The sequence below is a fragment of the Shimia sp. genome (assembly GCF_049116215.1).
In the GTDB taxonomy this organism is placed as follows: domain Bacteria; phylum Pseudomonadota; class Alphaproteobacteria; order Rhodobacterales; family Rhodobacteraceae; genus Shimia.
This window is the reverse complement of sequence record NZ_JAGDZB010000004.1, coordinates 43,634-70,010: the sequence shown is the minus strand read 5'-3', so window position 1 is coordinate 70,010 and position 26,377 is coordinate 43,634. Positions and strand designations below refer to the sequence as shown.

Annotated in this window: 20 protein-coding genes and 2 pseudogenes; 13 read left to right on the top strand and 9 right to left on the bottom strand. The window is 57.8% G+C overall.

Annotation, left to right across the window (positions count from 1 at the left end):
* The first annotated feature begins 11 nt into the window (after window positions 1-11).
* The 9 genes from JXR15_RS13765 (at window position 12) to JXR15_RS13725 (ending at window position 9,135) form a co-directional block, all read left to right on the top strand.
* Window positions 12-1,049 (top strand): FHA domain-containing protein, encoded by a 1,038-nt coding sequence (locus JXR15_RS13765; protein WP_422053787.1) that lies wholly within the window; start codon window positions 12-14, stop codon window positions 1,047-1,049.
* On the top strand, window positions 1,042-1,965 hold the full coding sequence (locus JXR15_RS13760; protein ID WP_422053786.1) for a PP2C family protein-serine/threonine phosphatase: 924 nt from the start codon (window positions 1,042-1,044) through the stop codon (window positions 1,963-1,965). The genes JXR15_RS13765 and JXR15_RS13760 overlap by 8 nt, the downstream gene beginning before the upstream one ends.
* Entirely contained in the window at window positions 1,965-3,167 is a 1,203-nt protein-coding gene (locus tag JXR15_RS13755; RefSeq protein ID WP_422053785.1) for a hypothetical protein, read from the top strand. The genes JXR15_RS13760 and JXR15_RS13755 overlap by 1 nt, the downstream gene beginning before the upstream one ends.
* Entirely contained in the window at window positions 3,164-5,245 is a 2,082-nt protein-coding gene (locus tag JXR15_RS13750) for a dynamin family protein (protein WP_422053784.1), read from the top strand. Before JXR15_RS13755 ends, JXR15_RS13750 begins: the two co-directional genes overlap by 4 nt.
* The gene (locus tag JXR15_RS13745; RefSeq protein ID WP_422053783.1) at window positions 5,242-6,177 is read left to right on the top strand and encodes a dynamin family protein; all 936 of its coding nucleotides are present in this window, start codon (window positions 5,242-5,244) and stop codon (window positions 6,175-6,177) included. Before JXR15_RS13750 ends, JXR15_RS13745 begins: the two co-directional genes overlap by 4 nt.
* A 62-nt stretch (window positions 6,178-6,239) precedes the next feature.
* Window positions 6,240-6,602 carry a hypothetical protein gene (locus JXR15_RS13740; protein ID WP_422053782.1) on the top strand — a complete coding sequence of 121 codons (363 nt, stop codon included), beginning with the start codon at window positions 6,240-6,242 and terminating at the stop codon, window positions 6,600-6,602.
* Window positions 6,599-7,354, top strand: coding sequence for a hypothetical protein (locus JXR15_RS13735; RefSeq protein ID WP_422053781.1), 756 nt, complete (start codon window positions 6,599-6,601; stop codon window positions 7,352-7,354). Before JXR15_RS13740 ends, JXR15_RS13735 begins: the two co-directional genes overlap by 4 nt.
* Window positions 7,355-7,453: 99 nt before the next feature.
* The gene (locus JXR15_RS13730; RefSeq protein WP_422053780.1) at window positions 7,454-8,206 is read left to right on the top strand and encodes a FadR/GntR family transcriptional regulator; all 753 of its coding nucleotides are present in this window, start codon (window positions 7,454-7,456) and stop codon (window positions 8,204-8,206) included.
* A gap of 2 nt (window positions 8,207-8,208) precedes the next feature.
* On the top strand, window positions 8,209-9,135 hold the full coding sequence (locus tag JXR15_RS13725; protein WP_422053779.1) for a sugar kinase: 927 nt from the start codon (window positions 8,209-8,211) through the stop codon (window positions 9,133-9,135).
* Window positions 9,136-9,157: 22 nt separating this feature from the next.
* On the opposite strand, the gene JXR15_RS13720 is transcribed toward JXR15_RS13725, so the two are convergent.
* The 8 genes and pseudogenes from JXR15_RS13720 to JXR15_RS13685 all read right to left on the bottom strand — a co-directional run bounded on the left by JXR15_RS13720 (window position 9,158) and on the right by JXR15_RS13685 (window position 20,370).
* Window positions 9,158-10,450 (bottom strand): amidohydrolase family protein, encoded by a 1,293-nt coding sequence (locus tag JXR15_RS13720; RefSeq protein ID WP_422053778.1) that lies wholly within the window; start codon window positions 10,448-10,450, stop codon window positions 9,158-9,160.
* Between the two features lie 8 nt (window positions 10,451-10,458).
* Complete coding sequence (locus JXR15_RS13715) at window positions 10,459-11,400, bottom strand: ABC transporter permease (RefSeq protein WP_422053961.1); 942 nt, start codon at window positions 11,398-11,400, stop codon at window positions 10,459-10,461.
* The gene (locus JXR15_RS13710; RefSeq protein WP_422053960.1) at window positions 11,400-12,473 is read right to left on the bottom strand and encodes an ABC transporter permease; all 1,074 of its coding nucleotides are present in this window, start codon (window positions 12,471-12,473) and stop codon (window positions 11,400-11,402) included. The genes JXR15_RS13715 and JXR15_RS13710 overlap by 1 nt, the downstream gene beginning before the upstream one ends.
* The gene (locus JXR15_RS13705) at window positions 12,473-13,990 is read right to left on the bottom strand and encodes an ABC transporter ATP-binding protein (RefSeq protein WP_422053777.1); all 1,518 of its coding nucleotides are present in this window, start codon (window positions 13,988-13,990) and stop codon (window positions 12,473-12,475) included. Before JXR15_RS13705 ends, JXR15_RS13710 begins: the two co-directional genes overlap by 1 nt.
* Window positions 13,991-14,030: 40 nt before the next feature.
* Complete coding sequence (locus tag JXR15_RS13700; RefSeq protein WP_422053776.1) at window positions 14,031-15,023, bottom strand: BMP family protein; 993 nt, start codon at window positions 15,021-15,023, stop codon at window positions 14,031-14,033.
* A gap of 531 nt (window positions 15,024-15,554) precedes the next feature.
* Window positions 15,555-17,993, bottom strand: coding sequence for an ATP-binding protein (locus JXR15_RS13695; RefSeq protein WP_422053775.1), 2,439 nt, complete (start codon window positions 17,991-17,993; stop codon window positions 15,555-15,557).
* 249 nt (window positions 17,994-18,242) lie between these two features.
* Window positions 18,243-18,578, bottom strand: a pseudogene (locus tag JXR15_RS13690) (transposase); the annotation flags it as partial.
* 412 nt (window positions 18,579-18,990) lie between these two features.
* Window positions 18,991-20,370: pseudogene (locus JXR15_RS13685) on the bottom strand (IS3 family transposase).
* Window positions 20,371-20,611: 241 nt separating this feature from the next.
* On the opposite strand from JXR15_RS13685, the gene JXR15_RS13680 reads away from it, so the two are divergent.
* From JXR15_RS13680 to JXR15_RS13665, 4 genes are read left to right on the top strand one after another with little or no spacing between them, the layout of a single operon-like run.
* Window positions 20,612-21,196, top strand: a complete 585-nt coding sequence (locus JXR15_RS13680; RefSeq protein ID WP_422053774.1) for an alginate O-acetyltransferase AlgF — start codon at window positions 20,612-20,614, stop codon at window positions 21,194-21,196.
* A gap of 4 nt (window positions 21,197-21,200) precedes the next feature.
* The gene (locus tag JXR15_RS13675) at window positions 21,201-22,577 is read left to right on the top strand and encodes an MBOAT family O-acyltransferase (protein WP_422053773.1); all 1,377 of its coding nucleotides are present in this window, start codon (window positions 21,201-21,203) and stop codon (window positions 22,575-22,577) included.
* An 11-nt stretch (window positions 22,578-22,588) separates the two neighbouring features.
* A complete protein-coding gene (locus JXR15_RS13670; protein WP_422053772.1) occupies window positions 22,589-23,602 on the top strand; it encodes an alginate O-acetyltransferase AlgX-related protein in 1,014 nt (337 codons plus the stop codon).
* Entirely contained in the window at window positions 23,599-24,903 is a 1,305-nt protein-coding gene (locus tag JXR15_RS13665) for an alginate O-acetyltransferase AlgX-related protein (protein WP_422053771.1), read from the top strand. The genes JXR15_RS13670 and JXR15_RS13665 overlap by 4 nt, the downstream gene beginning before the upstream one ends.
* Window positions 24,904-25,323: 420 nt before the next feature.
* On the opposite strand, the gene JXR15_RS13660 is transcribed toward JXR15_RS13665, so the two are convergent.
* Complete coding sequence (locus JXR15_RS13660; protein ID WP_422053770.1) at window positions 25,324-26,361, bottom strand: AbrB family transcriptional regulator; 1,038 nt, start codon at window positions 26,359-26,361, stop codon at window positions 25,324-25,326.
* Between the last annotated feature and the right edge of the window lie 16 nt (window positions 26,362-26,377).

Here is a 26,377-nt window from a genome sequence, read left to right as displayed (position 1 = left end):
AGGGACATCCCATGCGGTTCATTCGCGACATTATTGCTGAGAAATCCCAAGCGGCTGGTCAGGCTGACGGCGCGGCGTTGCGTTATCCGTTGCGATTGCGGGAGCAGGACCGAGCGGATGTGGGCGAGGAGCCGACACCAACGGTGCGTATTGAAGCGGAACCCGGCCAGCCGGCGCCAAACGCCGCCGCGTTTGTGGCCCCGCAGCCACCCGAAGCTACAGAGACCCCCGTGGATTTGTCCGCGATTTCGGCCGCTTTGACAGCCGCGCCCGTAGAAGATCCTGTCGAGTTTGAAATGCAGCACGCAGAGGCCCCAAGCGATCCGTTTGGCAATCTGTTTGCGGATGAAGCGCAGGAAGCCGCGTTTGAAGAAAAACCCTTTGAAGCCCCGCAGATGCCGGAGCCGGTGGTGGCGCCTACCCCACAAGCCGCGGCCCCGCCCCCTGTGGCCGAACCCATTGCGCCACCACAGCCAGAGCCAGCGCAAGCAGCGCCTGCCCCGGCCGAACCCGAAGTGGATCTGGCGGCGTTGCAGGTCAATATGGCGGCCGCCAAGCCGGCGGCGGGTCGTGGTTCCAAAGGGCGCGTTAAAACCCGTTTGCTCGGGTTTAGTGCGCCCGCCAGTCAGGCGCATGATCCCATGGCGCAAACGCGGGAGGCACCCGTGTCGGCGCAGGCACAGTTCCCTGTGGGCTGGCTGGTGGTCGTGGATGGTCCCGGCAAAGGCGCGTCGTTTTCGCTACATGACGGGTTGACCCAGATTGGGCGGGGCGAAGGCCAAACGGTGCGGCTGGACTTTGGCGACACCACCATTTCGCGTGAAAACCATGCAGCGATTGCCTTTGACGGCGAGCAGCGGCGGTTTTTCTTTGGCCATGGCGGCAAAGCCAATCTGGTGCGGCTGAATGGCCGTCCGGTGCTGAGCACAGAGGATTTGGACAGCAACAGCCATATTCGGATTGGCGAAACCACGCTACGATTTGTGGCCCTGTGTGGCGAGGACTTTGCCTGGGGTGACGCGGACGCGGGGCGCGGCGACCTTGGCTGAGCTCAGCTTTGATGTGGCCACCGCGCTCTCTCTGGGCGCGCGGGAGAGGCAGGAGGACACGGTGGTGGCCGACTTCCCGTTGGGCGCGCCGATGGGATTTGCGGTGCTGTCGGACGGCATGGGCGGGCATTCCTGCGGCGATGTTGCCAGTGGCATCGTAGCGACAGAATTGTTCAGTGAGTTGAATCTGTTGAGCGGTGCGCCAGAGGAAATGGAACGCAACATCGGGCCTGTGTTGCAAGAGGCCGTCGAGGCGGCCAATGGCTGCATCCAGCTGTATGAGCAGCAAAATCCGGATGCGTCGGGCATGGGGGCCACGTTGGTGGCGCCGGTGATTTTTGGAACGCGGCTCTATTGGGTCTCTGTCGGGGACTCACCGCTCTATCTGTGGCGCGCGGGGCGGCTCTATCGTCTGAACGAAGATCACTCTTATGCGGCGCAGATCGACTTGATGCAGGCGCGCGGGTTGATGGACGCCGATGAGGCACAGAACCATCCGGATCGCAGTGCGTTGATCTCGGTTCTGGCGGGGGCGGAGATTGCCAAGGTGGATTGCCGAGCGGAGCCCATGACGCTGAAAGCCGGGGATATTGTGCTGGCGGCCAGTGACGGGCTTCACACCTTGGCTGACGACAGAGTGGCGGAGGTTTTGCAGGAGAACGCAAAAGCCACTGGTCAGGAGATTGTCGCGGCCTTGCTGGCTGCGGTGCGCGCGGAGGGCTGTCCGGAGCAGGACAACCTGTCGCTCTGCGTGATCAAAGCCGGGCTTCGGGCAGAGGCACAAGAGGCCAAGCCGGTGTCGGCTCCACAATCGATAGCCCCCCGCGCCTCCGGCGAGGTGGTGCAGATCGATCGACGGGCGCATCGCGGTACGGTGCGCACCATTGTCAGCCTAACGCGAAAGGTCGGGAAGTGATGCAGACACAACCAGAGCAGATCGTTGGGCAATTGCATTCCGCATTGGAGAGCGGGCATGTGCCTCGGCGGCAAAAAGCCTTTGGCGAAGAGATCCTCACTCACCTGACTGAGGCGGTGCGTGTGGTGGTTCTTGGGCGTCCGGGCAGCGGGAAAACCAGCCTGATCAATATGATGCTGGGTGGCGATGTGATCCAACCGCCGCAAGACGTACCGATTGTTGAGGTGGTCTACGGCGCCAGCGCGCAGGTCACAGTGACTTGGTCGGATGGAACGACTGAAACAATTGCAGGACATGCACTGGAGGGGCTGGCCGAAGGCGCTGCGCGGGTTACGTATGAGGTGCCCCTGAACAGTTTGAAAACACTGGCGTTTGTGGAAGTGTCGCAACCCAATGATCCCGCGACGCAACAGGCGTTGATGCAAACGGCTTTGCAGGAAGGCCAAGTGTTTGTCTGGTGCAGCGAAGGGTTTGACGCCTCAGAACACGCCATTTGGGATGCAGTGCCGGATGCCATCAAAGACCACAGCTTTCTGGCGCTGACCAAGGCGGACCGGCATATCATGACCGGCGGGTTGGCGGACCAGTTGTCCGCACTGGAAGAGACCGCAGCGGAGGCGTTTCTGGGCCTGCATCCGGTGGCCACGTTGCACGCGCTCAAGGCGCGGACGGGCGGCGAGGCGCAACAGGAGTTGTGGGCGGCATCTGGTGGCCAAGAATTGGTCGAGGCGGTTGAAACGCAGGTGCGCAAGGGGCGTGCGGCGGATTTGGACCAGGCTCGGTTGCTCTTGGCGCAGTTGGGGGAGGTTGTGGAGGCCGCAAGCGACGGCGTGCCCCCTGCCCCGCAGCAGACACCTGCGTCGAGCGCGCCAACTTTAGACAATGAAACCGCGCTGATGGATCAGTTGCAGACGCTGCTGCAAACAGCAGCGCAGGAAATGCTAACGGATCTTGATGCGGGCAAAATTCCCAATGCGGATGGGTTGCTGTCGCGCTGTGCAGACACTGTGCGGGCGTTGACCTCGGTGTTGGACGCAGAAGCAGGACAAGACCCGACAGCGGCAGATTTGCTGGATGACGCGCGCGACGGGGAAGACACGTTAATGTTGTTGCAAGTCGAGCAGAGCCCGACGGCGGCGGAGGACGGGATCATCCTGTTGTTGCAGCTCCGCAAAGAAATAGGCGCGAGGGCACAGGCATGAACATGCAAATTCGGCAAGAGAGCAAGCCCGAGGTGCGCACATCGCGGCGCATTTCCAACCTGCGCACAGGATTGGAAGGTCTGGGACAACTGGGGCAGGATCTCGACCAACTGGATCATCTCTTGGCGCAGCTGTCGCAGGTGGCGGGGAAAAACTCGGCCAAAACCGTGGAGCGTCTACGCAAGGATGTGGCGGGGTTTGAGCCCACCATCACCGTGCTCGGGCAGGTGAAATCGGGCAAAACCACATTGGTGAATGCCATGGCTGGCTGGGCGGATTTGCTACCGTCTGATGTGAACCCCTGGACCTCTGTGGTGACCTCGTTGCACCTGAAACCAGCGTCACGTCCGGCGGAAACCGGTGCCAGCTTTCAGTTTATGACCGAGGACAATTGGGACCGGTTGCTGAACCAGGGTGGGCGGATTGGCGAGATGGCCAGCCGCGCCGGTGCGGAAAGCGAATTGGCCAAAATTGGGGAGCAGATCGAAAAGGTGCGCGCCAAGGCGCAGAAACGGCTGGGCAAGAAGTTTGACCTGTTGCTGGGGGAGACCCACAACTACGGCTACTTCGACAAAAACCTGCTGGAGCGGTACATCGTTCTGGGCGATGACTTTGGCGAAGACGACAGCGAGCAAGGGCGGTTTGCCGATATTCTGTCCTCGGCGGATCTAACGCTCAACTGTGACACTGTGCCGGTGCCGCTGTGCTTGCGTGACACGCCCGGCGTGAACGACACCTTTATGATGCGCGAGCAGGTGACCATTCAGGCCCTGCGCAGCAGTAAGATTTGTGTTGTGGTTCTGTCGGCCGGTCAGGCGCTGACCTCGGTGGACATGGGCTTGATCCGGCTGATCTCCAACCTGAAGTCGCGCAATGTACTGATTTTTGTGAACCGAATTGATGAGTTACCGGATCCGGCCAACCAGGTGCCCGAGATCGAAGCCAGCATCCGCCAGACGCTGCACAACAAGCGGGGGCCGGAGGATGCTGAGATCCTGTTTGGCAGCGCCTATTGGGCCAACAAAGCGCTGAGCGGCAATATTGAAGGTATGCCGGAGGTGGCCAGCAAGGCCCTGTTTGACTGGGCGGAAATTGCGCTGGATCAACAACATGGGCAGATGCAGCCGCATGAAATGGTCTGGGAACTCTCTGGCATGGGCCATCTTTATCGCGCGTTGTCGGAGCGCGTGATTGAAGAGCAAGGCCAGCAGCTTTTGCAGAAGACGTCCAATGCCGCGCTAACCGTAGCGACCAGCGAGCTGGCGGCGGGGATGGTGCAGATTGGGGCCAAAGACGGCAGCGGCACCTACCTTTCGACCTTTGATGCGTTAAGGGAGTACCGCAGCATCGCCGCGTTTCATCAGCAGGCCTTTGCAGAGGAATTGGATGTGGCCATTGCCGACTATCACACCCGAGCGGATCGAGCGCACGCCAAGTTCATTGACCGGGCGTTGCGATCACTGCTGACGCATCTTGAGAACTACGGCAAAGACATTGTCTGGGACTACGATCCGGTGGGCCTACGCATGTTGCTGCGCACCGCCTATTCGGCCTTTGGCGCACGGGTGCGCAGCTTGGCGCAGGCGCGGTTTGAGACGGCGATGACGGATGTGGCGATGCTTTATGCTAACACCTATGGACACGCGGTACAGGGCATTCAGATGGCCCCTCCTGCCCTGCCGGGCCTGCCTGCCCCCATTGCGTTGGGGCAAACCATCGCGCTGGATTTCAATGACGGTTGGTGGATTTCCTGGTGGAACCGCATTCGCGGCTTCAACGCGTTTTCCAAGCGGTTTCAAAACCTGATCGCACGAGAGACTGAGGATTTCATGCTGCAATCCAAAGACAAACAGACCGAGCAGGTGCGCGTTTTGGCGGCAACCTGCCTGCGGGAGTTCGTTGAGCAGCATGACAAAATCATGCAGGACATCAGCGCCGCGCCGCAAAGTGCGGAGATAAAGAAGCTGTTCCAGAGCGGCGAAGAAGGACAAAAGCGCGCGCAACTGGAAGCTCTGACCACGCAGTTTGATGCGCTTTTGCAAGGCACCATGGGTGAAGCAGGAGGGAACCCCCAATGACCGCACAGGATGTTGATATTGTGACTGAACAGGTCCCACGCAAACCGCGCATTGCTCTGATGGGGGAGTTCAGCGCGGGCAAAAGTACGTTGATGAACCTGCTGTTGGGCTGTGACCCGATGCCGGTGCGCATCACCGCCACGCGGGTGCCACCTGTCTGGGTGAGCCACGGGCCGCGGGGGGCGACTTTGGTGCGCGAAGACGGCAACGAGGCGGCGTTTGATGGCGCAGACATCAGCGAGGCCCCGATGGCAGGCTGTGAGCTGATCCGGTTTTCGATGGACTCCGATATTCTCAATCTGTGCGACCTGATTGATATTCCGGGGATTTCCGACCCCAACCTGAAGCACGAGACGTGGTTGTTGCTGATGGAAGAGGTGGATTGTGTGATCTGGTGCACCCACGCAACGCAGGCCTGGCGACAATCTGAGGCGGCGTTGTGGGAGCAGGTGTCACAACAGATCAAAGGGCCAAACCATCTGGTGGTGACGCAGTTTGACAAGCTGCGCTCTGAACGGGATCGGGCGCGGGTATTGGCTCGCCTGGAGATCGAAGCTGGCGACGCGTTTGATGCAATTGTGCCGATAGCCACGATAGATGCGATCAATGCGGGCGTGGACGAAACCGCCTGGCGCAACAGCGGCGGAGCGGCGTTGATTGAGCGCATGGTGGCGATGCTGGTGGGAGAGGCCGAGGCAATGGCCGCCGCGCAAGGTGATGTTAACGCGCCCGCCGTAGAAGAAACGGAAGCATGTTTGCCCGAAGCCGTGACGACACTGGCCAGGTCACCTGAGGTGTCGGGCGCCAAGGATGATGCGCCAAAAGTGACGCCCCGGCGGGTGCGCCCGAAGGCACCCAATCCAGTGCGACCTTCGAGTGAAGAGTTGCAAGACATGCCGCTACGCGCCCTGGGCGGTGGTGGTGAAATTTGAGGTGATCTCTTGCCTGAGTAGAAGGCCGAAGGAGATCGCGTAACGTTGGAGGACCGCGATCTGTGACGGTTGCAGACTGCCTTGATGCCTTACGATCCGACATACCCGGCTGCCAGGTGGCCGCTTTCGGGGATGTGGCCGCGCATCTGATCCTCAAGGCCTCCCATGACGCAGCCGTGCCGCGTGAGAGGCTGGATGGCCTCTGTGGCGAAGCGGCACGGTGTTTTGCGGCGTCCGAGAGCTTAGGGGATCCAAAGGCCGCCACCCAAGACAGCATTGTGCTGACCGCACAAGATATGCGGATCTATGTGCGGGCGCAGGGCCGTGCGGATTTCATTTGCGTGCTTTGTCCCCTGGACTGCGATCCCGAAATTGTTGTTCCCAAAAGTATTGCCGCGCTGACCAAAATGGCGGGGGATACGTGATCTCGCCGCGCAAGGATACTCCGGCCGCCTCTGACACAGAGGTAACGGACGCGCGTGCCGCCTTGCAGCGCGTGGCAGCGCCAGTGATGCAGGGCTATGGAACGTGGTGCCGCTTTGACTCCGCGGCGGAGGCTGTTCGGGCGGTTATTGGCGAAATTGGCGAAGTGGTGCTGGCACGAACAATTGCCGTTTCGGTGCAGGACCGTGACGCCGCGCTGCTACTGACCATAAGCAACCGGCATTTGGTAGCGCTGGAGGGACTCTCTCTTGATGCCAGCGATGCCGATGCGCAAGACGTTGTGGCCGCGATTGCGCAGGCACTCGATGGCGCCAAAAGTTTGCGGTTTGATATTACGGCAAAGGCGCCAGAGATGCCGAGTTCGGCCCGGTCTTGGTCTTGTCAGGCTTTGATGGAGGCGCTGGAAGCATCGCGAGAGGAAGCGGTTGCGCCAGCCATTTTTGCGAATGTGAAGGCGTTGTCTGTGGCTTGGCTTGAGGTGGAGACCGGCGCGGAAACTGGCTCGGAGGCGACGTTGCGGGCGTTGCACCATATGGCCAGAGCCCGCGAGGATGTTGTGGGACAAGTGGATCAATTTCGGCAAGATCAGCCCCATTTGGCGCTGTTTTCCGTGGCAGAGCAGATGTTTGCCGTCGAACTCAGTTGGCAAGGCAACCAGCTTTTGGCGATCTGTGAGGCTTCAGCGCGAGAGGAATTACTCGCGATGTGGCGCGGCTTGATCGCCGAAATGTAATGCAGACAATTCACGTGTGACCAAGAGTATTGGCTTAACGGCTGTGTACTTGCGAGAACTCTCAACCTGTATTATAGGTATATAGCTTAGAAATTCCGTTTGCCCGCCGAGACCCGAAACATCATGCAGAGCCCGCTCGACACTTTGGACCGTCGCCCGCTGTACGCGCAGGTGGCCGAGGGCATTGCCGCGATGATCAAGGATGCGGGTCTTGTGCCGGGAGATGATTTGCCTTCTGAGGCGGAGCTCTGCGAGCGCGCCGGTGTGAGCCGTGTTGTCGTGCGTGGTGCCTTGGCGCAATTGGCCGGTGCCGGGTTGATCAAGATCTCCAACGGGCGGCGGGCGCAGGTGATGTCGTTGGATGCCAATGTGCTCACCGCGTCGTTGAGCCAAGGATTGGCCACGGCGCAGTTTAGCGTTTTGCAAGCCCTGGAAGTGCGCAATGGCATTGAGGCCAGCACCGCCGCTTTGGCCGCGCAGAACCGGAGTGACGCGGATTGTGCCCGGCTTTCGGCACTGTGTGATCAAATGCAGGATGCCATGGAGGACGCCGATGGTTTTGCCGAGCTTGACTACCGCTTTCACCTTGCGGTGGCTGAGGCCACGGGCAACCCGCTTTATGCCTACATCGTGCAATCGCTGCGCGAGGTGATCAAATCCTCGGTGAGCGCTGGCCGGCTGGCGCAGCCTACAGCGCAGGATCAACAGCGCATTCTGACTGACCACCGCCGCATACAACACGCCATTGCCAGCGGGGATGCGGCCGCCGCAACCGTAGCGATGCAAGACCACTTTGCCGCCGCCAACACTGCGCTTGCGCAAGACGCCGCGCCTCAAGACACTGGATCCTGAACATGTCCCATCCATCCCCCAAACCGCTCGACATTCTATGCTTTGGCGAACCGATGTTTGAATTTTCGTTTGTGGACGAGGACACCATTCGTCCTGGCATTGGTGGCGATGTGTCCAACACCGCCGTTGCCGCAGCGCGGGCCGGGGCGCGAGCGGGCATGTTGACCCATCTCGGATCGGACAATTTCGCGGAACGTATTTTGCAGCTTTACGCAGAAGAAGGCATTGATGCCTCCCGCGTTTTGCAGTCGGAGACGGCTCCAACCGGACTGTACTTCATCGACTACGGCCCGGACGGGCATCGTTTTTCTTACCGCCGCGCTGGATCGGCGGCGAGCTTGGTGGGGCCGGAGGATCTGTCACCCGAGATGTTTGAAGGCCTAGGTGTGCTGCATATCAGCGGGATCACGCAAGCGATTTCCGCGTCTTCTTGTGCGGCCACCGTGCGTGCGGCGGAGCTCGCCCGCGCAGCGGGGGCGCGGGTGTCGTTTGACACCAACCTGCGGCTGAACCTGTGGTCAGCAGAGGACGCGCGGCAGGCGCTTAAGCAGATCCTGCCGCTGGTCGATATTGTGTTCCCAAGCCTTGAGGATGCGGAAGCGCTGTTTGGGACGTCTGGCGTCGATGACATTTGCCAGCGGTTCCTTGCGGAAGGCGCAGCACTGGTGGTTCTGACGCTTGGCGAAGACGGCGCAGTGGTGGCGGATGCCAACGGGCAAGTGGCCGTCGCACCGTGCAAGGCAGCGCTGGTGGACGCCACCGGCGCGGGCGACACGTTTGATGGCAGTTTTTTGGCGGAATTTGCGCGCACCTCTGATCCGGTGGCGGCGGCGCAATTTGCCTGTGCGGCAGCGTCGCTTTCAGTGGAAAAGGTGGGCGCGGTGAAGTCCATTCCAAAGTTGAACGCCATTCGCGCGCGGCAGGGGTAAACTGCCACGCCGAAAACGTGCATTAGCTAGGCGACTTTGGCGCGTAGTCGGCCGGGTCCAAGCTCTCCGGACGCCCCAGAAGCGACAGATTGGTTACGGAAGGCTGTTTGCGGGCGATCACCTTGCCTTTGCGGATCACGGCGAGGCGGTCCGCGCGCAGTCGGATTGCCTCTATCTTGTCGCGCGATTGTAGGAGCACAAGGTTGGCGGCGCAGCCTTTGGCAATGCCGTAGCCTTCCAGCCCCATGATGTGCGCCGAGTTTTGCGTGACCGCGTCAAAGCACCAGGCCATGTCCTCGCGGCTGGACAGCTGCCCTACGTGCAGGCCCATGAAGGCCACATCTAGCATGTCAGCCGTGCCCATGGAGTACCACGGGTCCATCACGCAATCGGAGCCAAAGCCCACAGTGATGCCCGCATCGCGTAGCTCGCGCACGCGGGTTTGGCCGCGCCGCTTGGGATAGGTGTCGTGCCGCCCCTGAAGCATGATGTTGATCAGCGGATTGGGAATGGCATGCACGCCCGCTTCGACCATCAGCGGGATCAGTTTGGAAACGTAGTAGTTGTCCATAGAGTGCATTGAGGTCAGGTGTGAGCCAGCAACCCGTCCCTGCAATCCCAGCCGTTGGGTTTCAAAGGCAAGCGTTTCGATATGGCGACTTTGTGGATCGTCGCTTTCGTCACAATGCATGTCCACCATGAGACCGCGCTCGGCGGCTATTTCGCAGAGCTGGCGCACGGAGTCTGCACCGTCCGCCATGGTCCGCTCAAAATGCGGGATGCCGCCAACCACATCCACGCCCATATCCAGCGCGCGCAGAGTGTTGGCCATAGCGGTTGGGTCGCGCAGAACACCGTCTTGCGGGAAGGCCACCAGCTGCAGATCGATGTAGTCCATAACCTGTTCCCGGACCTCAAGGAGCGCCTCAACACCTTTCAGTTCATCATCGCAAGTGTCGACATGGCTGCGGATCGCGCCAAGCCCCATGGAGACCGCCAGATCGCAATAGCGCAGGGCGCGCTGGATGATGTCGTCAACACTTTGCACAGGCTTGAGTTCGCCCCAGAGTGCGATGCCTTCGAGCAGCGTGCCGGAGACATTCATGCGTGGTGTGCCCAGCGACAGTGTGGCGTCCATGTGGAAATGCGGGTCCACAAAAGGGGGCGACACGAGATAACCCTTGGCGTCGACAACCTCGGCTGCCTCCGCCGTGATGCTGGCTTCAACAGCGGTGATCACGCCGTCTTGGCAGGCAATGTCCACACCGGTGCGCCCGTCAGGAAGGGTCGCGTTTTTGATGATCAGATCAAACATGAAAAATCCTAGCGTTGGCCATTGAACCACGGCGTCAGAAGCGCGCGCGGATAGTCGGCTTTTCGAGCGGCCACCACAAGTGCGATGATCGACAGGATGTAGGGTGCCATCAGGAAGACCTGCCCCGGCACCAAAGCGCCCACCTCGGTTTGCAGGCGGACTTGCAGGGCGTCAAAGGCGCCAAACAAGAGCGCACCCAGCAGGGTTTTGCCCGGCTTCCAGCTGGCAAAAATCACCAGCGCAATGCAAACCCAGCCGCGCCCGTTCACCATGCCAAAGAAGAAGGCGTCAAAGGCCGACATGGTCAGAAATGCCCCGCCAAGTGCCATCAGGGCAGAGCCTGCCACCACGGCGCCGATGCGCAGACCGTAGACCGAGAGGCCTTGGGCATCAACGCTGTCAGGGTTGTCACCCACAGCTTGCAGAGCCACCCCCAGCGGGGTGCGGTTGAGCACGTACCAGACCAGACCAACCATCAGTATCGCCAGCCATGTGAGTGCGGTTTGTTGAAACAGCACCGGCCCCAAAAACGGTAAGTCTGAGAGCAGCGGCACATCGAGCGGCTGAAACGGCTCAATACGCGGCGGAGAAGACACGTTGGGCAGCGCGGTGCGATAGGTGAAGTAGCTGACCGAGGTGGCAAACATGGTCACCCCAAGGCCGGACACGTGCTGCGATAACCCCAGCGGCACGGTCAGGATTGCGTGGATAAGCCCAAAGAAAGCGCCTGCGAGCGCGGCCACCAACACGCCCCCCCAGAGACCTGCGCCGAGCCAAACCGCCATCCATCCGGCCATGGCCCCGGCGGCAAAGATGCCTTCGATACCGAGGTTAAGCACGCCAGTTTTTTCACAGAGCAAGGCGCCGAGCACGCCAAAGATCAGTGGTGTGGCGATGCGCAAGGAGGCGGCCCAGAAGCTTTCGCTCAGCAGGATTTGCAGAATGTCCATCATACCTGCTCTCCTTTTGGCGTTTTAACCAATGCGATGCGGTAGCGGGCAAAGAAGCCGCCAATCAGCACGCAGAGCAACGACATGGACACCACGAGATCTGCCAAATAGGACGACACGCCCATGGCGCGGCTCATGCTGTCGGCGCCGACAAACACGCTGGCGATGAAGAGCGCGGACATGACCACCCCCACTGGCGAGAGGCCTGCAAGCATGGCGACCACAATGCCGGTGTAGCCAAAGCCGGGGCTGAGATCGGCTGTGAGATAACCTTTAAGACCGGCCACTTCGCTCACACCGGCCATACCTGCCAAGGCGCCGGAAACAATGGCGACGCTCATCAGGGAGCGGTTCACGCGGATGCCAGCGTGTTTGGCGGCAGCGGCGTTTTCTCCAACCGCGCGCAGCTTGAAGCCCCAGACCGAACGCGCCAGCATGAATTGCGCCACGCCTGCGCAGACCAGCGCGATGATCAGGCCGGAATGTACGCGCATCCGGTCCATCAGCGGGGGCAACATGCCTTGATCCAGAATGGGCGAGCTTTGCGGCCAGCCAAGACCCATGGGGTCTTTGAGTGGGCCTTCGAGCATCATTTGCAGGAAGATCAGGATCACGAAGTTCAACAAGAGCGTGGTCACCACCTCATCCGCGCCGAAGCGGGATTTGAGCACAGTGGGCACCGCCATGCCAACGGCACCTGCTGCGCAGCCAAAAAGCACGATCAGCGGGATCAGCACAAAGGAAGGCGCGTCGATGGCCCCTGCCCCGATCGCCACGGCAGCCATGGCGCCAAGGTAGAGCTGGCCTTCGGCCCCGATGTTCCAGAGCTTGGCCCGGAAAGCGAGCGCGGCGGCGAGACCAGTGAAGATCAGCGGCGTGGCGCGGGTCAGCATTTCGGTGAAAGCAAAGGTGGAGCCAAACACGCCTTTGAACATTTCCTGATAGGCTGTGGTGACATCTGCTCCGGCAAAGGCCAGCGGCAGAGCCGCCAAGGCCAGCGCCACAAAGGCGGAGAGCACCGGGATGCCCAAAGTCATCAGGCGCGAGGAAGACTGTCTGGGTTCGATGCGGATCATGTCAGCTCTCCCGCCATCATCAGGCCAATGTGCGCGCGATCGCGGCCGTCCGCCTCGATCAAGGCGCCGTCGTGGATCACCATGATGCGGTCCGCAAGGCTCAGGACTTCGTCGAGGTCTTCGGAGATCAGCACAATGCCTGCGCCGCGGGTACGTGCTTCCAGAAGACGGCGGGCCACTTCGGCGGCGGCCCCCATGTCAAGGCCACGGGTGGGTTGGTTGGCCAGGATCAGCTTCGGGTTTTGCTCAAACACCCGCGCCAGGATTAGTTTTTGGATGTTGCCGCCGGACAGAAGCCGCGCGCGGGCGGTCACACCGGGGCCGCGCACGTCATAATCCGCCGTTAACCGGTCCGCGTTGGCGTGAATGGCCTCGCGTTTCAGCAGGCCATTCGTCTGCACTTCCGGTTCATCCAACCGCTCGATCACCATGTTTTCGGCCACGCTCATCGCCCCGACGATGCCGTCGTGGTGGCGATCTTCCGGGATACGCCCCACCCCGGCGTGGATCATCTTGCGCGGGGTTGGATGTGCAATGGCCGTTTCGTCCACCGTCAGCGTCCCACTGGTGGGCTGGTTCAGGCCGGAGATCACGCCTGCCAAGGCGCTTTGGCCGTTGCCGGAGACGCCTGCAATGCCCAGTATTTCATGCTGGCGCACAGTGAGCGTGACATTCTCAAGTGAGTCCCGCTTGGAGCGGCCTGTCACCGACAGGTTTTTCAATTGCAGCACCGCGGGGCCCGGTGTCAGGTCGCGGCGCGGGGTTTCGGGTGTATCGGCCCCCACCATCATGCGCGCAATGACACGCTCGTCTGCCTCGTCAGTGGCAATCTCGCCCACCTTTTCGCCATGGCGCAACACAGCAATACGATGGGAGAAGGCCAGAACTTCGCGCAACTTGTGGGAGATGAAAATCACCGATAGCCCTTCACGAGTCATGGCGCCAATGCTGTCAAACAGCGTGTCAGCCTCTTGCGGCGTCAAAACGGCGGTGGGCTCGTCCAGCACCAGAATCCGTACATCGCGATAAAGCGCCTTGAGGATTTCCACCCGTTGGCGCTCGCCCACGCTCATCTTGCCAACAGGCACGTCGAGCTGTGCCTGAAGGCCGGTGTGCTCCATAATGCGCGCGATCTTGGCACGCGCGCCAGCACGGTCGCGTTTGAGCATCCGCAAAGGCTCTGAGCCCAGCACGATGTTGTCGAGCGCGTTGAGGTTTTCGGCCAGCGTGAAGTGCTGGTGCACCATGCCAATCCCCGCCGCTAGCGCCGCTTGCGGATGGCCGAGCGTCAAGGGGCGCAGAGCACCTGAGCCGTCGGCCACATCCACGGTGCCCGCGTCGGGCATGTAGTGCCCAAACAGCATGTTCATCAACGTTGTTTTGCCCGCGCCGTTTTCTCCCAACAGCGCCAGCACTTCGCCGCGATGCAGGGTCAGATCAACCGCGTTATTCGCCACAACGGAGCCAAACCGTTTGGTCAGCTCGTTTAAAGATAAGACTATATTCTGTGTCACAATGTGAAAAGGCCGACCGCGAGGATCGGCCTTCCCCAAATTAATTGTCAGAGACCGGGCGGTCGTCGTTCACGTTCACACGGAACATGCCGCCCAAGATGTCAGCCTCTTTGGCACGCACGGCTTCGACCACATCCGCTGGCACCAGCTTGTCGTCCAGCACCAAGGAGCCGCCGCCATATTGCATGAAGCTGTATTGTCCGTAGTCTGCCGCCTCATACGAGCCGGTGGCGACACTCTCGATGGCTTTGTCGATGGTGGCTTCCATGTGCCACAGAGCCGACGCCAGTACGGTACCCGGATAGTCACCTGAAGTGTCAATCACGTTGCCGATGGCTTTGACACCGCGCTCCACAGCGGCGTCAGACACGCCAAAGCGCTCGGCGTACATGATGTCCGCGCCTGCATCCATCATCGCAAATGCGCTCTCCTTAGCTTTGGGTGGATCGTACCAGCTGTCGATGAAGTTCACGATGAACTTCACATCCGGGTTCACCTCGCGTGCACCGTCCATAAAGGCATGCATCAGGCGGTTCACCTCTGGAATGGCGTAGCCGCCAACCATGCCGATCACATTGGTTTCAGTTGCCTTACCGGCCACCATGCCCGACAGATAGGACGGCTCATGGATCCAGTTGTCAAACACCGAGAAGTTTGGCGCCACCGCTCCGAAGGACGAGCCCATTAGGAATGCGGTTTCCGGATAGTCCCCAGCCACTTTGCGCGCTGCGCGCTCAAGGCCAAAGACCTCACCCACAATCAATTGCATGCCCTGCTCGGCATATTCACGCATCACACGTTCGTAGTCTGTGTTGGCCACATTTTCGGAGAACACATACTCGATGTCTCCCCTTTCGGAGGCCGCATTTAGCGCCAAATGAATGCGGCTAATCCATTGCTGCTCCACCGGCAGTGTGTAAATGGCCGCAACTTTCACAGCCTCGGCGGCGGCAATTCCCGCAGACGCAAGAACGCTTGCACCCAAGGCGGATGCGAGCAGCACCCGACGAGACATCTTCCCAACGATCTTCATAGATAACCCCCTGATTGAACCCCTCCAATCTCGACAACTTTGACCGTTTGATCAATCCATTTGTTTGCAATTGAGTTTTTCACTGCAAGACAGGACGGCTTTGCCGCAAAATTAGGCCAGATGCTGAACGACAAGTCTGGTTCAGAGGAATACTGGCCCTGTATCTCAGACAGAACACTTTCGGTCTTCTGGAAAGAGGTGGAAGATGTGAAACAGGCATACTGATGTCCCACCCAGACACATTCATGCATCCGTTCGCCTGTTCGACCTCCAGTGCATCTTGACCTTGAGCTCACAAGGACACCACGTCCGCTTCTTGTTGAAGATCACCAAACAGAGACCTACAGCTTACGTTCGAGTGAACAGCGCCGCGTATGTTGGCAAAGGCTACTAAGAACCGAGCCTCCCCAACCTGCAATTCCGACAATCACAGTATTGTCCTAGTACCAACGAAAATTTACGGCAGTCAGAAAACGATACCGTCACATTCCGCACGCAACCGCAATACACGGACGGAAATCTCCCCGGATCTCAGTGGCTGCGGGCGTCTAGTTCATGAACTTTTTCGCTGTTCAGATAGCCGTAATCGCGAGTGATCGGATGGCTGATCGCCTCAATCAATTCGTTCCGCTTTACAGGTTTGCCAATCACGCCGTCAACGCCGGACCTCAGGCACAACTCCACTTGAGTTTTGTGCGTATTTGCCGTCAGCGCAAAGATTTTGCACGGTGGGAGCCCCAGATCCAGTTCAAGTTTTCGGATGTGAGAAGTGGCATCAATTCCGTCCATAACGGGCATTGATACATCCATAAAAATCGTTGCGGGCCGTAACGCCTTGTATAAATCCAACGCCTCCAACCCGTTGCTGGCAAAATCCACCATAACCCCCACTGTTTCCAGTAGTTTTCCGGCCACCAGCCGATTGGTTCTGTTGTCATCGACGACGAGAACCCGTCCTGAACCCAAAGTGTTTTTGCAGGATTCCAAGCTGGCCGTTTCCTTGCCATCGACGGAACGCCCCAGATCTGTCCTTATTTCGGGATGGAGAACCTGTACAATTTCTTCACTTCTCACCGGCTTGAGCCAAGTCGCCGAAAAATCTACGAGGTCAGTTTCAGCAGAAGTAAACCGGAGGGGCGTTGAAACCATCAAGGCATGCGCACAATGGGCCGACTGTTTGTTGAACACTGCCCCAAAAGCCGTCTCCTTACGGTCAACGTGATCACCATCCCAGATGACCGTATGGAATTGTCCACCGTTGTTCAGAAGCTGTTCAGCATTCTCAAATGCAAACGCGCGGCAATTCATCGCCATCAAAGTTCGTTCCAGGACTTCATTTGACTCAGTTCGAGGCCCCACAATAGCCACATCGTAGGTCGGCGCCCGCCCATGCCGCTCGCTTGATTTTGGTCTCGCGCCGGGACAGACAGGCAAATTCAGGGTCACAACAAAACAGGACCCTTTACCAACACGCGAGGTGACTTCGATCGCGCCTCCCATTTGCTCGGCCAAGACCTTGGAGATCGCGAGACCCAACCCGGTCCCCTCAACTGCGTTTTCCGAGGCTTGTTGGGTTTGCTCATACGCGGAAAACAACGTGCTCATTTGATCCTTGGGGATACCGCGACCGCTGTCCACAATCGCCAATGACAGCTGGGCCGTGCCGTCAACAATTTCACAGGCTGCTCGCAAACCGAAATGCCCCTTGTCAGTGAACTTTAGCGCGTTCCCAAGGTGATTGAGGAGAACCTGCCGGATACGCGCACTGTCACCGATAAAATAAGACGGCATCGCGGGTGGGTATTCTATCCAGAAGTCTAGGTTCTTGTCATGTGCCAACGGCTGTATCAGCCCGGCCGCTTCATAAATGGTATCCTTTAATGAGAACCGCTCATTGGCAAAGGTGAATTTACCTTCGGTCGCTTTGGAATAATCCAAAATGTCATTTATGATACCTAAGAGGCTGGTCGCCGAGCCTGCGATGGTTTTCAGGTAGGAGCGTTGTTGCGGGTTCAATGCACTGTGTTGCAACACCTCCGTCAGGCCGAGGATGCCATTCATGGGCGTGCGGAGTTCGTGACTCATTCGGGCAAAAAACCGGTCTTTCGCCAGGCTTGCCGCTTTTGCCTCCTCGTTTGCCTTCGCAAGGTCTCCTGCTTTTTGCTCCAACTCCTGCTGATACTCGTAGTACTGCGTCACATCCGAACGCAAACCCACAAGATCGCCGTTTTCGCTTTCCACTTCCTGAATACGTAGAAACTTGCCACCTGGCAATTTGCGCTCGACAGGGGCTCTTTTTCTGTTTTCACGGTCAAGACGTTCCGCCAACCAGGCGTCCTCTTGGCCTTCTGCTTCGGGATATTGCCCATTTTCGATCCCATACCGCATGATCGATTCAAACGTCACTCCAACTTTGATTGCTGACGCAGAATGTTTATAGAGCTCTGTGTATTTCGAATTAAACGCGACCAAAATGTCGTCGCGATCAAACATCGCGAAACCTTCAGGAATTGAGTTCACCGCATGCTCGAAACGGGATTTCACTGTTTCGACCTCACCCTGTGTTGCCTTCAAGCGCACCCGAAGTGTCTCACGTTCGGTTACATCAACAAAGCAACAGAAAATATGCGCGTCGTCAGCCCCAAGTTGGGCAGGGAGTGCGACCTCGAAATCAAACCACCGCCTATCGCTATCAGCACCTGACACGTTTAGTGCGTTTCTCAACCGGACCGTATCCGTCTTCTTTTCTATCAGGGCTTTCTGCAGAAAATCCGCCGTTTTGCCGTTTAGAAAATGCAACGGTGAACTGTTAAGGCATTCTCCGTCTGGGCGATGAACCAGTTTGGTACAGGCAGAATTGATCCAAACCACCTTCGCAGACGCAAGCCCCCCCGCGCCTTCCAGCGCCAGAACAAAAGCTGGATCTCGCTGGGTCAGCAGAACCGAAGAAAGAAGATCATTTACCGACACCAAAGCGTCCTTTCGAACCAATCCTTTAATTTTGTACAGAAAACCTTAAGGATCTATGAAATGGCACGTCTATTTGGGATCCTCACGCCTCATTTTACCCAACCCATCGTTGAATAGCCTTTTGGACTTGGGGCTCCCTGAAAACCCAGCCCCAATGGCATTTGTGTCTTTCTCACAAAAACCACGTACTGGCATTGTTTGGAAATGGGGCGGGCGTTAGTGTGTTGTTGGTACCGGGGCACCCGTGGCGCCCCCTTTTTTCGCGGCCATGCTGGTCGCTGTGCGGTGGGCTTTCAGACACATCGCGTCGATTGAGACCGCCTTCTCCTCGCCATGATCAGCGGCCAAACCAATCAGTACCCCTGCGAAGATGCCTTTGTCGCTCCACCGCTTGCAGCGATTGTAGAGTGCCTTGTCCGGGCCGTATTCCTTGGGTGCATTTGGCCATCGTAATCCGTTGCGGTTGATGAAGTTAATGTCGTTCAGCACCCGGCGATCATCCAAACGTGGTTTTCCATGGAACTTTGGGAAGAAGGGTTCCAGACGGGCCATCTGCTTGTTGTTCAACCAGAAAAGATCGGACATGTTCACTGCGTATTTTTTGAGCGATGAATCACACCGCACGGCGGAAATCAATGGATCCTGAACCTAGCCCCCCTCGAAGGTTTCGAGTTATCCACATAAACGATCAGCCAACCAGATGCGGACCCCAGGACTTCCGCATACGTCACCTCCAAGCGCGCTAAAATCCTTGTCGCCCATTTTTGGGGAGGCAGTCATTTTGGCCAAACGAACCAGCATCACGACGACAGCAATCGGTGGTACAAACCGCCCGCCATCTGGCGTTGCCTCTTTGCCATCGTATCCGCCCCCTCCTGTAAATCCAAAAGTCGACGACCATTTGAAGGAGCAACTCCCTCAACTGTCCGTAGTCAGGATTTTTGGAACCAAGAGCGGCCTAAACTAAGAGAGAGTTTGGCTCATCTGGTTGGTTTGATTATGCGGCGTGTTGTCTGTGATGCAATCGGTTCGCTTCGAGTGTCTTTCGTTTGATCCTTTCGCGTTGTTTTAGAGTGCTTTATCGCGCCCAAAATAGACGTCAGCGGGTGTGACGTTGTTGATGCTCTCGTGGTCGCGCTGGTGATTGTAGTGGTCGACGAAGGCTGCGATCTGAGCTTGGAGATCACCTGGCAGGAAGTAATTTTCCAGCAGGATGCGGTTCTTCAAAGTCTGATGCCAACGCTCGATCTTGCCCTGCGTTTGCGGATGATATGGCGCGCCGCGAGAGTGCTTCATACCTTTGTCCTGCAACCATTCGGCCAATTCTCCGGACACATAACTGGAGCCGTTATCGCTGAGCAGACGCGGTTTGTGAACGACGTGAACCTGATCACAACCTGATGCCTGCAATGCCAATTCCAGCGTGTCGGTTACATCCTCGGCTCGCATATTTGTGCAGAGCGTCCATGAGACGATGTAGCGGCTGTAATCGTCGAGAACCGTGCTGAGATAGAACCAGCCCCAGCTGTCAGCCGACAGGGTATTTCGAAGCAATGTCCCGAAAGGCCCAGTACTTTGATGTAGGTGAAGTCTGCTTGCCAAAGCTGGTTGATCCCAGTCGTCTTGTGCTGGAACTCACCGGCCGCCTTCAGGACAATGAACGCCGATCTGGTGATCAACTCATGCGCTTTAAGCGTGCGGTATACTGTGGATTCTGACACAAAGTAACGTTCCTGATCCGTGAACGTTACGGCCAGCTCACGGGGCGACAGCTCTGTCTCTTTCAAAGCGAAGTCGACAACCTTGCGCTTCACCTTGTCAGGCACGCGATTCCAGACGTGTTTTGGCTTGGGAGATTGGTCCCGCAATCCAGCCTCACCGCGCCGCAGATACCGATCATACCACCGATAGTGTGGTACGAGGAATACCCAGCTTGGCCAGTGTCCGACGGGCCGATTGATGGCTTTCTTCGACCAGTCGAATGATCTCCAGCTTTTCAGATGCAGCATACCTCATTCGCGGTCGTCCCCATCCCCGAGCATGCTTTTTTGAGAAGGCGCAGTTCAAGCGTCTGCTCCGCAACCACCTCCTTGAGATCCTTGGCCTCACGGCGAAGCTCCTTGACCTCATCAGTGTTGGCAGCACGGGTCGTATCACCAGCGAGCCGCTTCTTGCCAGCTTCCATGAAGTCCTTCGACCACTTGTAGTAAACACCCTGGGAAATCCCCTCACGGCGGCAAATCTCCGCAATGCTATCTTCGCCACGCACGCCATCCAGCACGATCCTGATCTTCTCTTCAGCTCAATATTGTTTGCGGGTTGCCCGTTCGATGTCTTTGACGATCTTCTCGCCGGGGCTCTTGGTTTGCTTCCTCATCGTCCACTCCTCGGTGGTCACGATGAGCCAGAAATACTCTCTTATCAAATCGCCCTATTTGGACCCATAGGCGCTGACGGCAAACACAGTACAGCCTAGTGCAGCGCCAGGCCCGCACAGGGTTTTGCCAACTCAGCCCCCAAAGAGGAGCCCGGTAACCTTTGGAGATAGGTGAGTATCCTTTAGCTGCTGCCCAGAGGCGCCCACGTATCGATAGACCTTTTCGAAAGGGAGTACCTCGATGCACCGATCAAAGTTTTCAGCGATTGTAATTTTTGCAGTTTCATTGCTGCCAGGTCCTATTTGGGCGGCCGACAACGAACTCTATGACGCCCCACCGCCCGAGGACGCGGTATTTGTTCGATGGATTGAGGAAGAAACCGCGCCGGGAATACTGGGAATCCAAATTCCTGAAGAGCCCGGTTACGTTTATTTTTCAGTCTCTGCGGCTCTGACCGATGGCGGGCATGTAGGATCGTTTTACACGGCAGCCGTTGATGCAACAGGCAATGTCCATATTATTCGAGAGCCGGATCGAGGAGACAGATCAAAGGTACTTCTAACACTGCTAAACCTCTCAGATAGTCACGCGCGACTGGTGCTGGCGGAGCAAAACATCGACGTTATCGGCAATACCGACGTCAACAGCGCTGGTGGCAGAACCGTCAATCCTGTCGCCGCCAAACTTTCGGTCATTACCTCTTCAGGGGCCGTCCTTGGGAGTTTCGATATTCAACTGCGAAGAGGGCAGAACCTCACGTTTGTGGCGCGCCCTGACGGAGCGGACCTCATAGAAAATCGGTTTGGCCCCAATATCGGGGAGTGATGGAATGGTTTTCTCGACCCCCATCTTCGTGTTCGGTTTCTTGCCGTGCTTTCTGGCCGCCTACTATGCGCTGCCGAAAGCTCTTAGGAACTGGCTGATCCTGCTGGCCTCAACGTTGTTTTACGCCTGGTGGCGCGCCGATGCCCTTGTCGTGCTTTACGCCATCGCCGGTGGCAGCTACCTTGCGGGCCGCGTTGCATCAAGAACCAATAGCCCCAGAATCAAGGCATGGGCGGTCAGGCTTGGGGTTGCCTTTAACCTCGCCGTCCTCTGTTGGTTCAAATACACAACCTTTCTGCTTGGCAACCTCAATACGGCGCTGGGTGGGGAGACCCTGATTGTACCGGAGATCATCCTGCCAATCGGGCTGTCGTTCCTGGCGTTTCAATCCATCAGCTATGTGGTTGATGTGGCGCGCGGCGATGCGCCTGCCGCTAGGAAGCTCTCGGACTTTCTCGCGTTCTCGTCATTGTACCCGCAGCTGATCGCCGGACCGGTGCTGCGCTACAAGGACCTTGCGCATCAATTTGAGCACCGCACTCACACGCTTTCGCTTTTCTCAATAGGCCTTCGTAGGTTTCTGCAAGGGCTGGCAATGAAGCTACTTGTGGCGGATAGCGTCGCGCCACTCGCAGACAGGATGTTCGCTTTGCCCGACCCGACAATGGCGGAAGCCTGGCTCGGCGCCGCAGCGTACTCCATTCAGCTGTTGTTCGACTTTGCAGGCTATTCAGCCATGGCGATTGGCTTGGGTCTGATGATTGGGTTCCACTTCCCGGAAAACTTCAACGTGCCCTATGTCAGCCGGTCCATCACCGAGTTCTGGCGCCGTTGGCACATCAGCCTGTCCAGTTGGTTGCGCGACTATCTCTATGTGCCCTTGGGCGGCAATAGGAGCGGCAAGGTTAAGACGTATCGCAATCTGCTTTTGACAATGGTTCTGGGAGGGATTTGGCACGGCGCCAATTGGACCTTTGTGGTCTGGGGCATTTGGCATGGTAGCCTAATGGCAATTGAGCGGGCCTTGGGCGCAAAACACCAGGAAACGGTGTGGCCAAAGGCCGTTGCCTGGCCGCTGACCATGGTGTGCGTCATGCTTGGCTGGGTTGTGTTCCGCGCGGAGACGCTTGCCGATGCCGGTGCGATGTATGCGGGCATGTTTGGCGCACATGGCATCGCAATGCGACCGGAGTTGATCACGCTCACCACTACAACGGAATTGTGTTTTCTGCTTATAGGGGTCGCCTTCTCTATCGGTCCGCGCTTGGCACTTCCCAAGCGGACGCTCTCACCAGCGCTACAATCCGCCCTGCTATCGATCCTCTGTTTTGTCGCTCTGCAGGCGCGCACCAACAGCCCTTTCCTTTACTTTCAGTTTTAGGGAGCAATCCTATGCAAGCTTCATTGGACAGCCTTTGCACACTCGGGATCGCCGCGCTTCTGGCAGGCCTCTCGGTCACGGCGTTTTCGCACACCGATGCGGGTGATACATCAAAGGGATGGGCAAATGGCACCTATCAAAGAGGCTATGAGGACCGCTTCGAAACCTCTGTCCCGGCCCATGAAAGCGCGGTTGCACTGTGGTCTGCAGCCAAATGGGTATTCTTTCGTCAACCCGCAACAGGGGCGGTTTCTGGCAACGGCGGCTGGCTCTTCACCGCCGAAGAATTCACCGAGCCGGACACCCCCCGCGATCTCAAAACCGAGTTGGCGCGGGTCACCGACACGTTGGCGGCGGACGGCATAACGCTCGTCCCTGTGATCATTCCCGACAAGGCACGCATTCACGCACACCGGCTAAAGCGCGGGCGATCCGAAGGCTTTGAAACACGTTATGATGCGGCCCTCGCCACGATCCGCGCGGCCGAGTTGATTGAGATTGATCTGCGCAAAGCCCTTCGGTTTGAAGGCAGCTTCATGCGCACAGACACCCACTGGAGCCCGGAAGGCGCGCAAAGCGCAGCGGCAGCCATCGCCAAGCCTCTAGAGAACACAACGTTACCGGAGGCGCAGGTGACCACCATTGCAAAAGGCGCGGCACCATTTGACGGTGACTTATTGCCGTTTGTCGCGACCGGTCGCTATCGGGATCGAGTGGGCCCATCAGCCGAACTCATCAATACGTTCGAAACCACCGTGACCTCATCCGGAGGACTGTTTGGCGCTGCCGATACCCCTGTTGCCCTCATAGGCACGAGTTACTCGGCTAAAGCAGAGTTCCACTTCGAAGGCTTCCTGAAACAGGCTCTGCAGGCCGACGTTCTCAATCTCAGCCGCGTTGGCCAAGGCCCCTTCAAACCAATGGATGTGTTCCTGGAGGAGCGCTCCAACCTTTCGTCGCTCCCGTCCATCGTTGTCTGGGAGATTCCTGAACGTTATTTGACCAGCCGGAGAAAGCTCCCATGAAATTTCACCTCCCATTGATCGCGAGCCTTGTTCTAGGCTCTGCCGCGCAATCCGCTCCCTATTGCGAAAACCTTCTCAACCGAGAAGCTCTTCCCAAAAAATACGCAAAGATAGCCCCAATCTACAGCAATCAAGCTAGTGGCTGGGTCTTCACGCAGGACCAGTTGAAAGACCGCTACGAGATGAAGTCATCTTCACTAAAACTGGTCCAAGCCATCGTTGACGAATTTGCGGCTCGTGACGTGCCTCTGGCCATTGTGGTCGCGCCGCCCCGACCGGTTATCGCCGGGCAAGACAACCTCGATGCGGCCATGGGGCAGTACCTTTACAGCGTGGCAGACGCACGCTCATCATTTGACAAATTGATCGAGCAGCTCGCAAGCACGGGCGCCATTGTGCCTAACCTGTCAGATGTGGCTCTGGCCGACCCCGACCTCAGGGACCGCTTCTATTTTCGGCGCGACACGCACTGGACCGCCGTCGGAAGCGCCGTGAGCGCCACTGCACTCGCACACACCGTGAACACACAAGCACCTGATCTTTTTACCAATGATGGAGACCTGGCTTTCCGGGACCTTGAGGCCTCGGGCGCGATACAGGAAGAAGGGTCCCTTGCCGAAGTTGTTCACAAGGCATGTGGAACAGCCTTGCCCCCAGAAACGTCAGCAACTTTCGACCTGTCGCGAAGTGGCGACCTTCTGGACGCGCTCGCGGACGGGCCCGCAATTGCCCTGCTTGGAAGCAGTTTTTCCAATCGCTACAAACGAGATCACTATAGGGTCGCGGACGCGTTGGCCCGCGCCTTTGATGCTGATGTCGAGAACTTCTCCGTATCCGGCGGAGGCCCAATTGGTGCCATTGAAGCCTATGTGATGTCCGGTGCATTGGATCGTAAAAATCACGACCTTGTGGTTTGGGAGCTGCCCTATACTGAAAGCTTCAACTCGCAATCCTTTTTACGCCAATTGCTGGGCGCCCTCGGCGAAAGCCGCGCACCAATCAAGGCCGCTGAATTGCAAAAACAATCTCAGGCAACCCTAGTCAAACTTGCAGAGGGCGTGACAACTTCCGGCATCGAAATAGAGGCCGAGGATATCGCCAAACAGAGTTTTAACTTGGAGGTGCGCTTCGATAATGGATCAACTGCCAAAGTTTATCTCGGACGCCGAAACTCTGTTCCTGTCGACATGCGCGCATCTAGCTTAAGAAGCAGCCTATCCCACTACGGAAACAGAGCCCCAGTTGAGATTGTGATCACACCCATAAAAGGGGCGCGCATCAAACATGTGGCGGTGTTTTAGCGATGCCGTCCACGGTGCGGCAAACGGCCCCTAAAATGTGCGCGGCTCCTAGGCCAGGTTTCTGGAGTGCGCACAAGCCATAAAGGGCGCGCCACCAAGTAAAGATGTGTCCAAGTGCGCGTGAGTCAATTGGTGCTTTCGCGAACAAACCGGCCTTTGATTTTCAAATGAGCTACGCCCGCAAAGGATCGCCCGCTTGACTTTCCAAACTCTGCTCTGTGCACATTGCCACCTTCGGTTGGCGATTGCCCAGGCGGTAGAAATCTAAACCTCAGGGCCGTCCAACACTACCGCAATGAAAGGCCGCTTCTGCCGAAATCAGAGGTAGCAGCGCGGCCAAGAACTGTCCGAAATAGACTTTGAAGGTTTTCAATCTTGGGAGCCAAAGAACCGGTGCACGGACCGAACTCCAGATCGGGTCTAATTCTTGTTTGGTTCCTGAAAAATCCTTAGCAATATCGGAGCTGCAATCAACGCCTCCAAGACCCGTATCACGTGGTGCAAGCCGACAACGGCTGGATCTGCGTCCGTTGCCACCGCAATGAGAGACATTTCTGCAAGTCCGCCCGGAGCGTAGGCCAAAGTCATAGTAAGGACATCAAACCCCATCGATTGTGCGACCAAAGTCGCTGCTGAATAGGCAACCGAGATTTGAACCACCACGACTAACACAGCGGAGCCAAAAACCGCTGACAGCGCTTTAACCGTGACCCCTGCAAAGCGACCGCCGACATTGATCCCGATGAAGGCCTGTACCGCATCCGACAGGGCACCAGGCACGACAAAGCCGCTCACTCCGCTGACATGCAATGCACCACTGACCACCATAGGCGCCACGACAAGTGGAGCTGGAATTTTCAGGTACCGCTTCGCCAAAAACCCAGCGCCTACGCTGAGCGCAAACCAAAAAAGATCCAGCACCGTAAATGTCACTCCTTCCGCCGCTTGAGCCGAGGAAACAGACAACCCGGTGGTGAGGCTAATCAACAACGGAAGAATCAGAATGGTCAGCGAAATTCTCAGCGCATGCACAATAGAAACCCGAGTTTGATCCGCGCCAGCGCTCTCCGAAAGCAGGATCATTTCTGCGATACCGCCAGGAATGGAACACAACAACGCAGACGGTCGGTCAAACCGCGCAACCTTGCGCAATGCAACAAAGGCCAGACCAAACATCACCGCCATCGCAATCAATAAGCCAGTGATCGAGGCCCACCACTGCGGAAACGACGTGATCAATTCTAATGTGAAGGCCGTGCCCAGCATCGCGCCAACAGACGCACGCACAACATTGAACACTCCAGAGGGTTGCTGCATCGGAAGCTTTGATAGTGCCAATGCGGCAGTTGCCAGCATTGCGCCGATCATCCAGCCCAATGGTATGCCAGTGCGACTTACCAACCAGCCGCCAAGACCAGCAGTCAGCACAGTTATGAGTTGCTTTGAAATTGCATTCATCGTTGCATGTCCGACG

What these genes read in the sequence shown, in the direction of transcription:
- JXR15_RS13665 (WP_422053771.1), top strand. Translation starts at nt 23,599, where the DNA reads ATGAAATTTCACCTCCCATTGATCGCGAGCCTTGTTCTAGGCTCTGCC.
- JXR15_RS13755 (WP_422053785.1), top strand. Translation starts at nt 1,965, where the DNA reads ATGCAGACACAACCAGAGCAGATCGTTGGGCAATTGCATTCCGCATTG.
- JXR15_RS13745 (WP_422053783.1), top strand. Translation starts at nt 5,242, where the DNA reads ATGACCGCACAGGATGTTGATATTGTGACTGAACAGGTCCCACGCAAA.
- JXR15_RS13725 (WP_422053779.1), top strand. Translation starts at nt 8,209, where the DNA reads ATGTCCCATCCATCCCCCAAACCGCTCGACATTCTATGCTTTGGCGAA.
- JXR15_RS13660 (WP_422053770.1), bottom strand. Translation starts at nt 26,361, where the DNA reads ATGAATGCAATTTCAAAGCAACTCATAACTGTGCTGACTGCTGGTCTT.
- JXR15_RS13750 (WP_422053784.1), top strand. Translation starts at nt 3,164, where the DNA reads ATGAACATGCAAATTCGGCAAGAGAGCAAGCCCGAGGTGCGCACATCG.
- JXR15_RS13700 (WP_422053776.1), bottom strand. Translation starts at nt 15,023, where the DNA reads ATGAAGATCGTTGGGAAGATGTCTCGTCGGGTGCTGCTCGCATCCGCC.
- JXR15_RS13720 (WP_422053778.1), bottom strand. Translation starts at nt 10,450, where the DNA reads ATGTTTGATCTGATCATCAAAAACGCGACCCTTCCTGACGGGCGCACC.
- JXR15_RS13680 (WP_422053774.1), top strand. Translation starts at nt 20,612, where the DNA reads ATGCACCGATCAAAGTTTTCAGCGATTGTAATTTTTGCAGTTTCATTG.
- JXR15_RS13715 (WP_422053961.1), bottom strand. Translation starts at nt 11,400, where the DNA reads ATGGACATTCTGCAAATCCTGCTGAGCGAAAGCTTCTGGGCCGCCTCC.
- JXR15_RS13765 (WP_422053787.1), top strand. Translation starts at nt 12, where the DNA reads ATGCGGTTCATTCGCGACATTATTGCTGAGAAATCCCAAGCGGCTGGT.
- JXR15_RS13670 (WP_422053772.1), top strand. Translation starts at nt 22,589, where the DNA reads ATGCAAGCTTCATTGGACAGCCTTTGCACACTCGGGATCGCCGCGCTT.
- JXR15_RS13675 (WP_422053773.1), top strand. Translation starts at nt 21,201, where the DNA reads ATGGTTTTCTCGACCCCCATCTTCGTGTTCGGTTTCTTGCCGTGCTTT.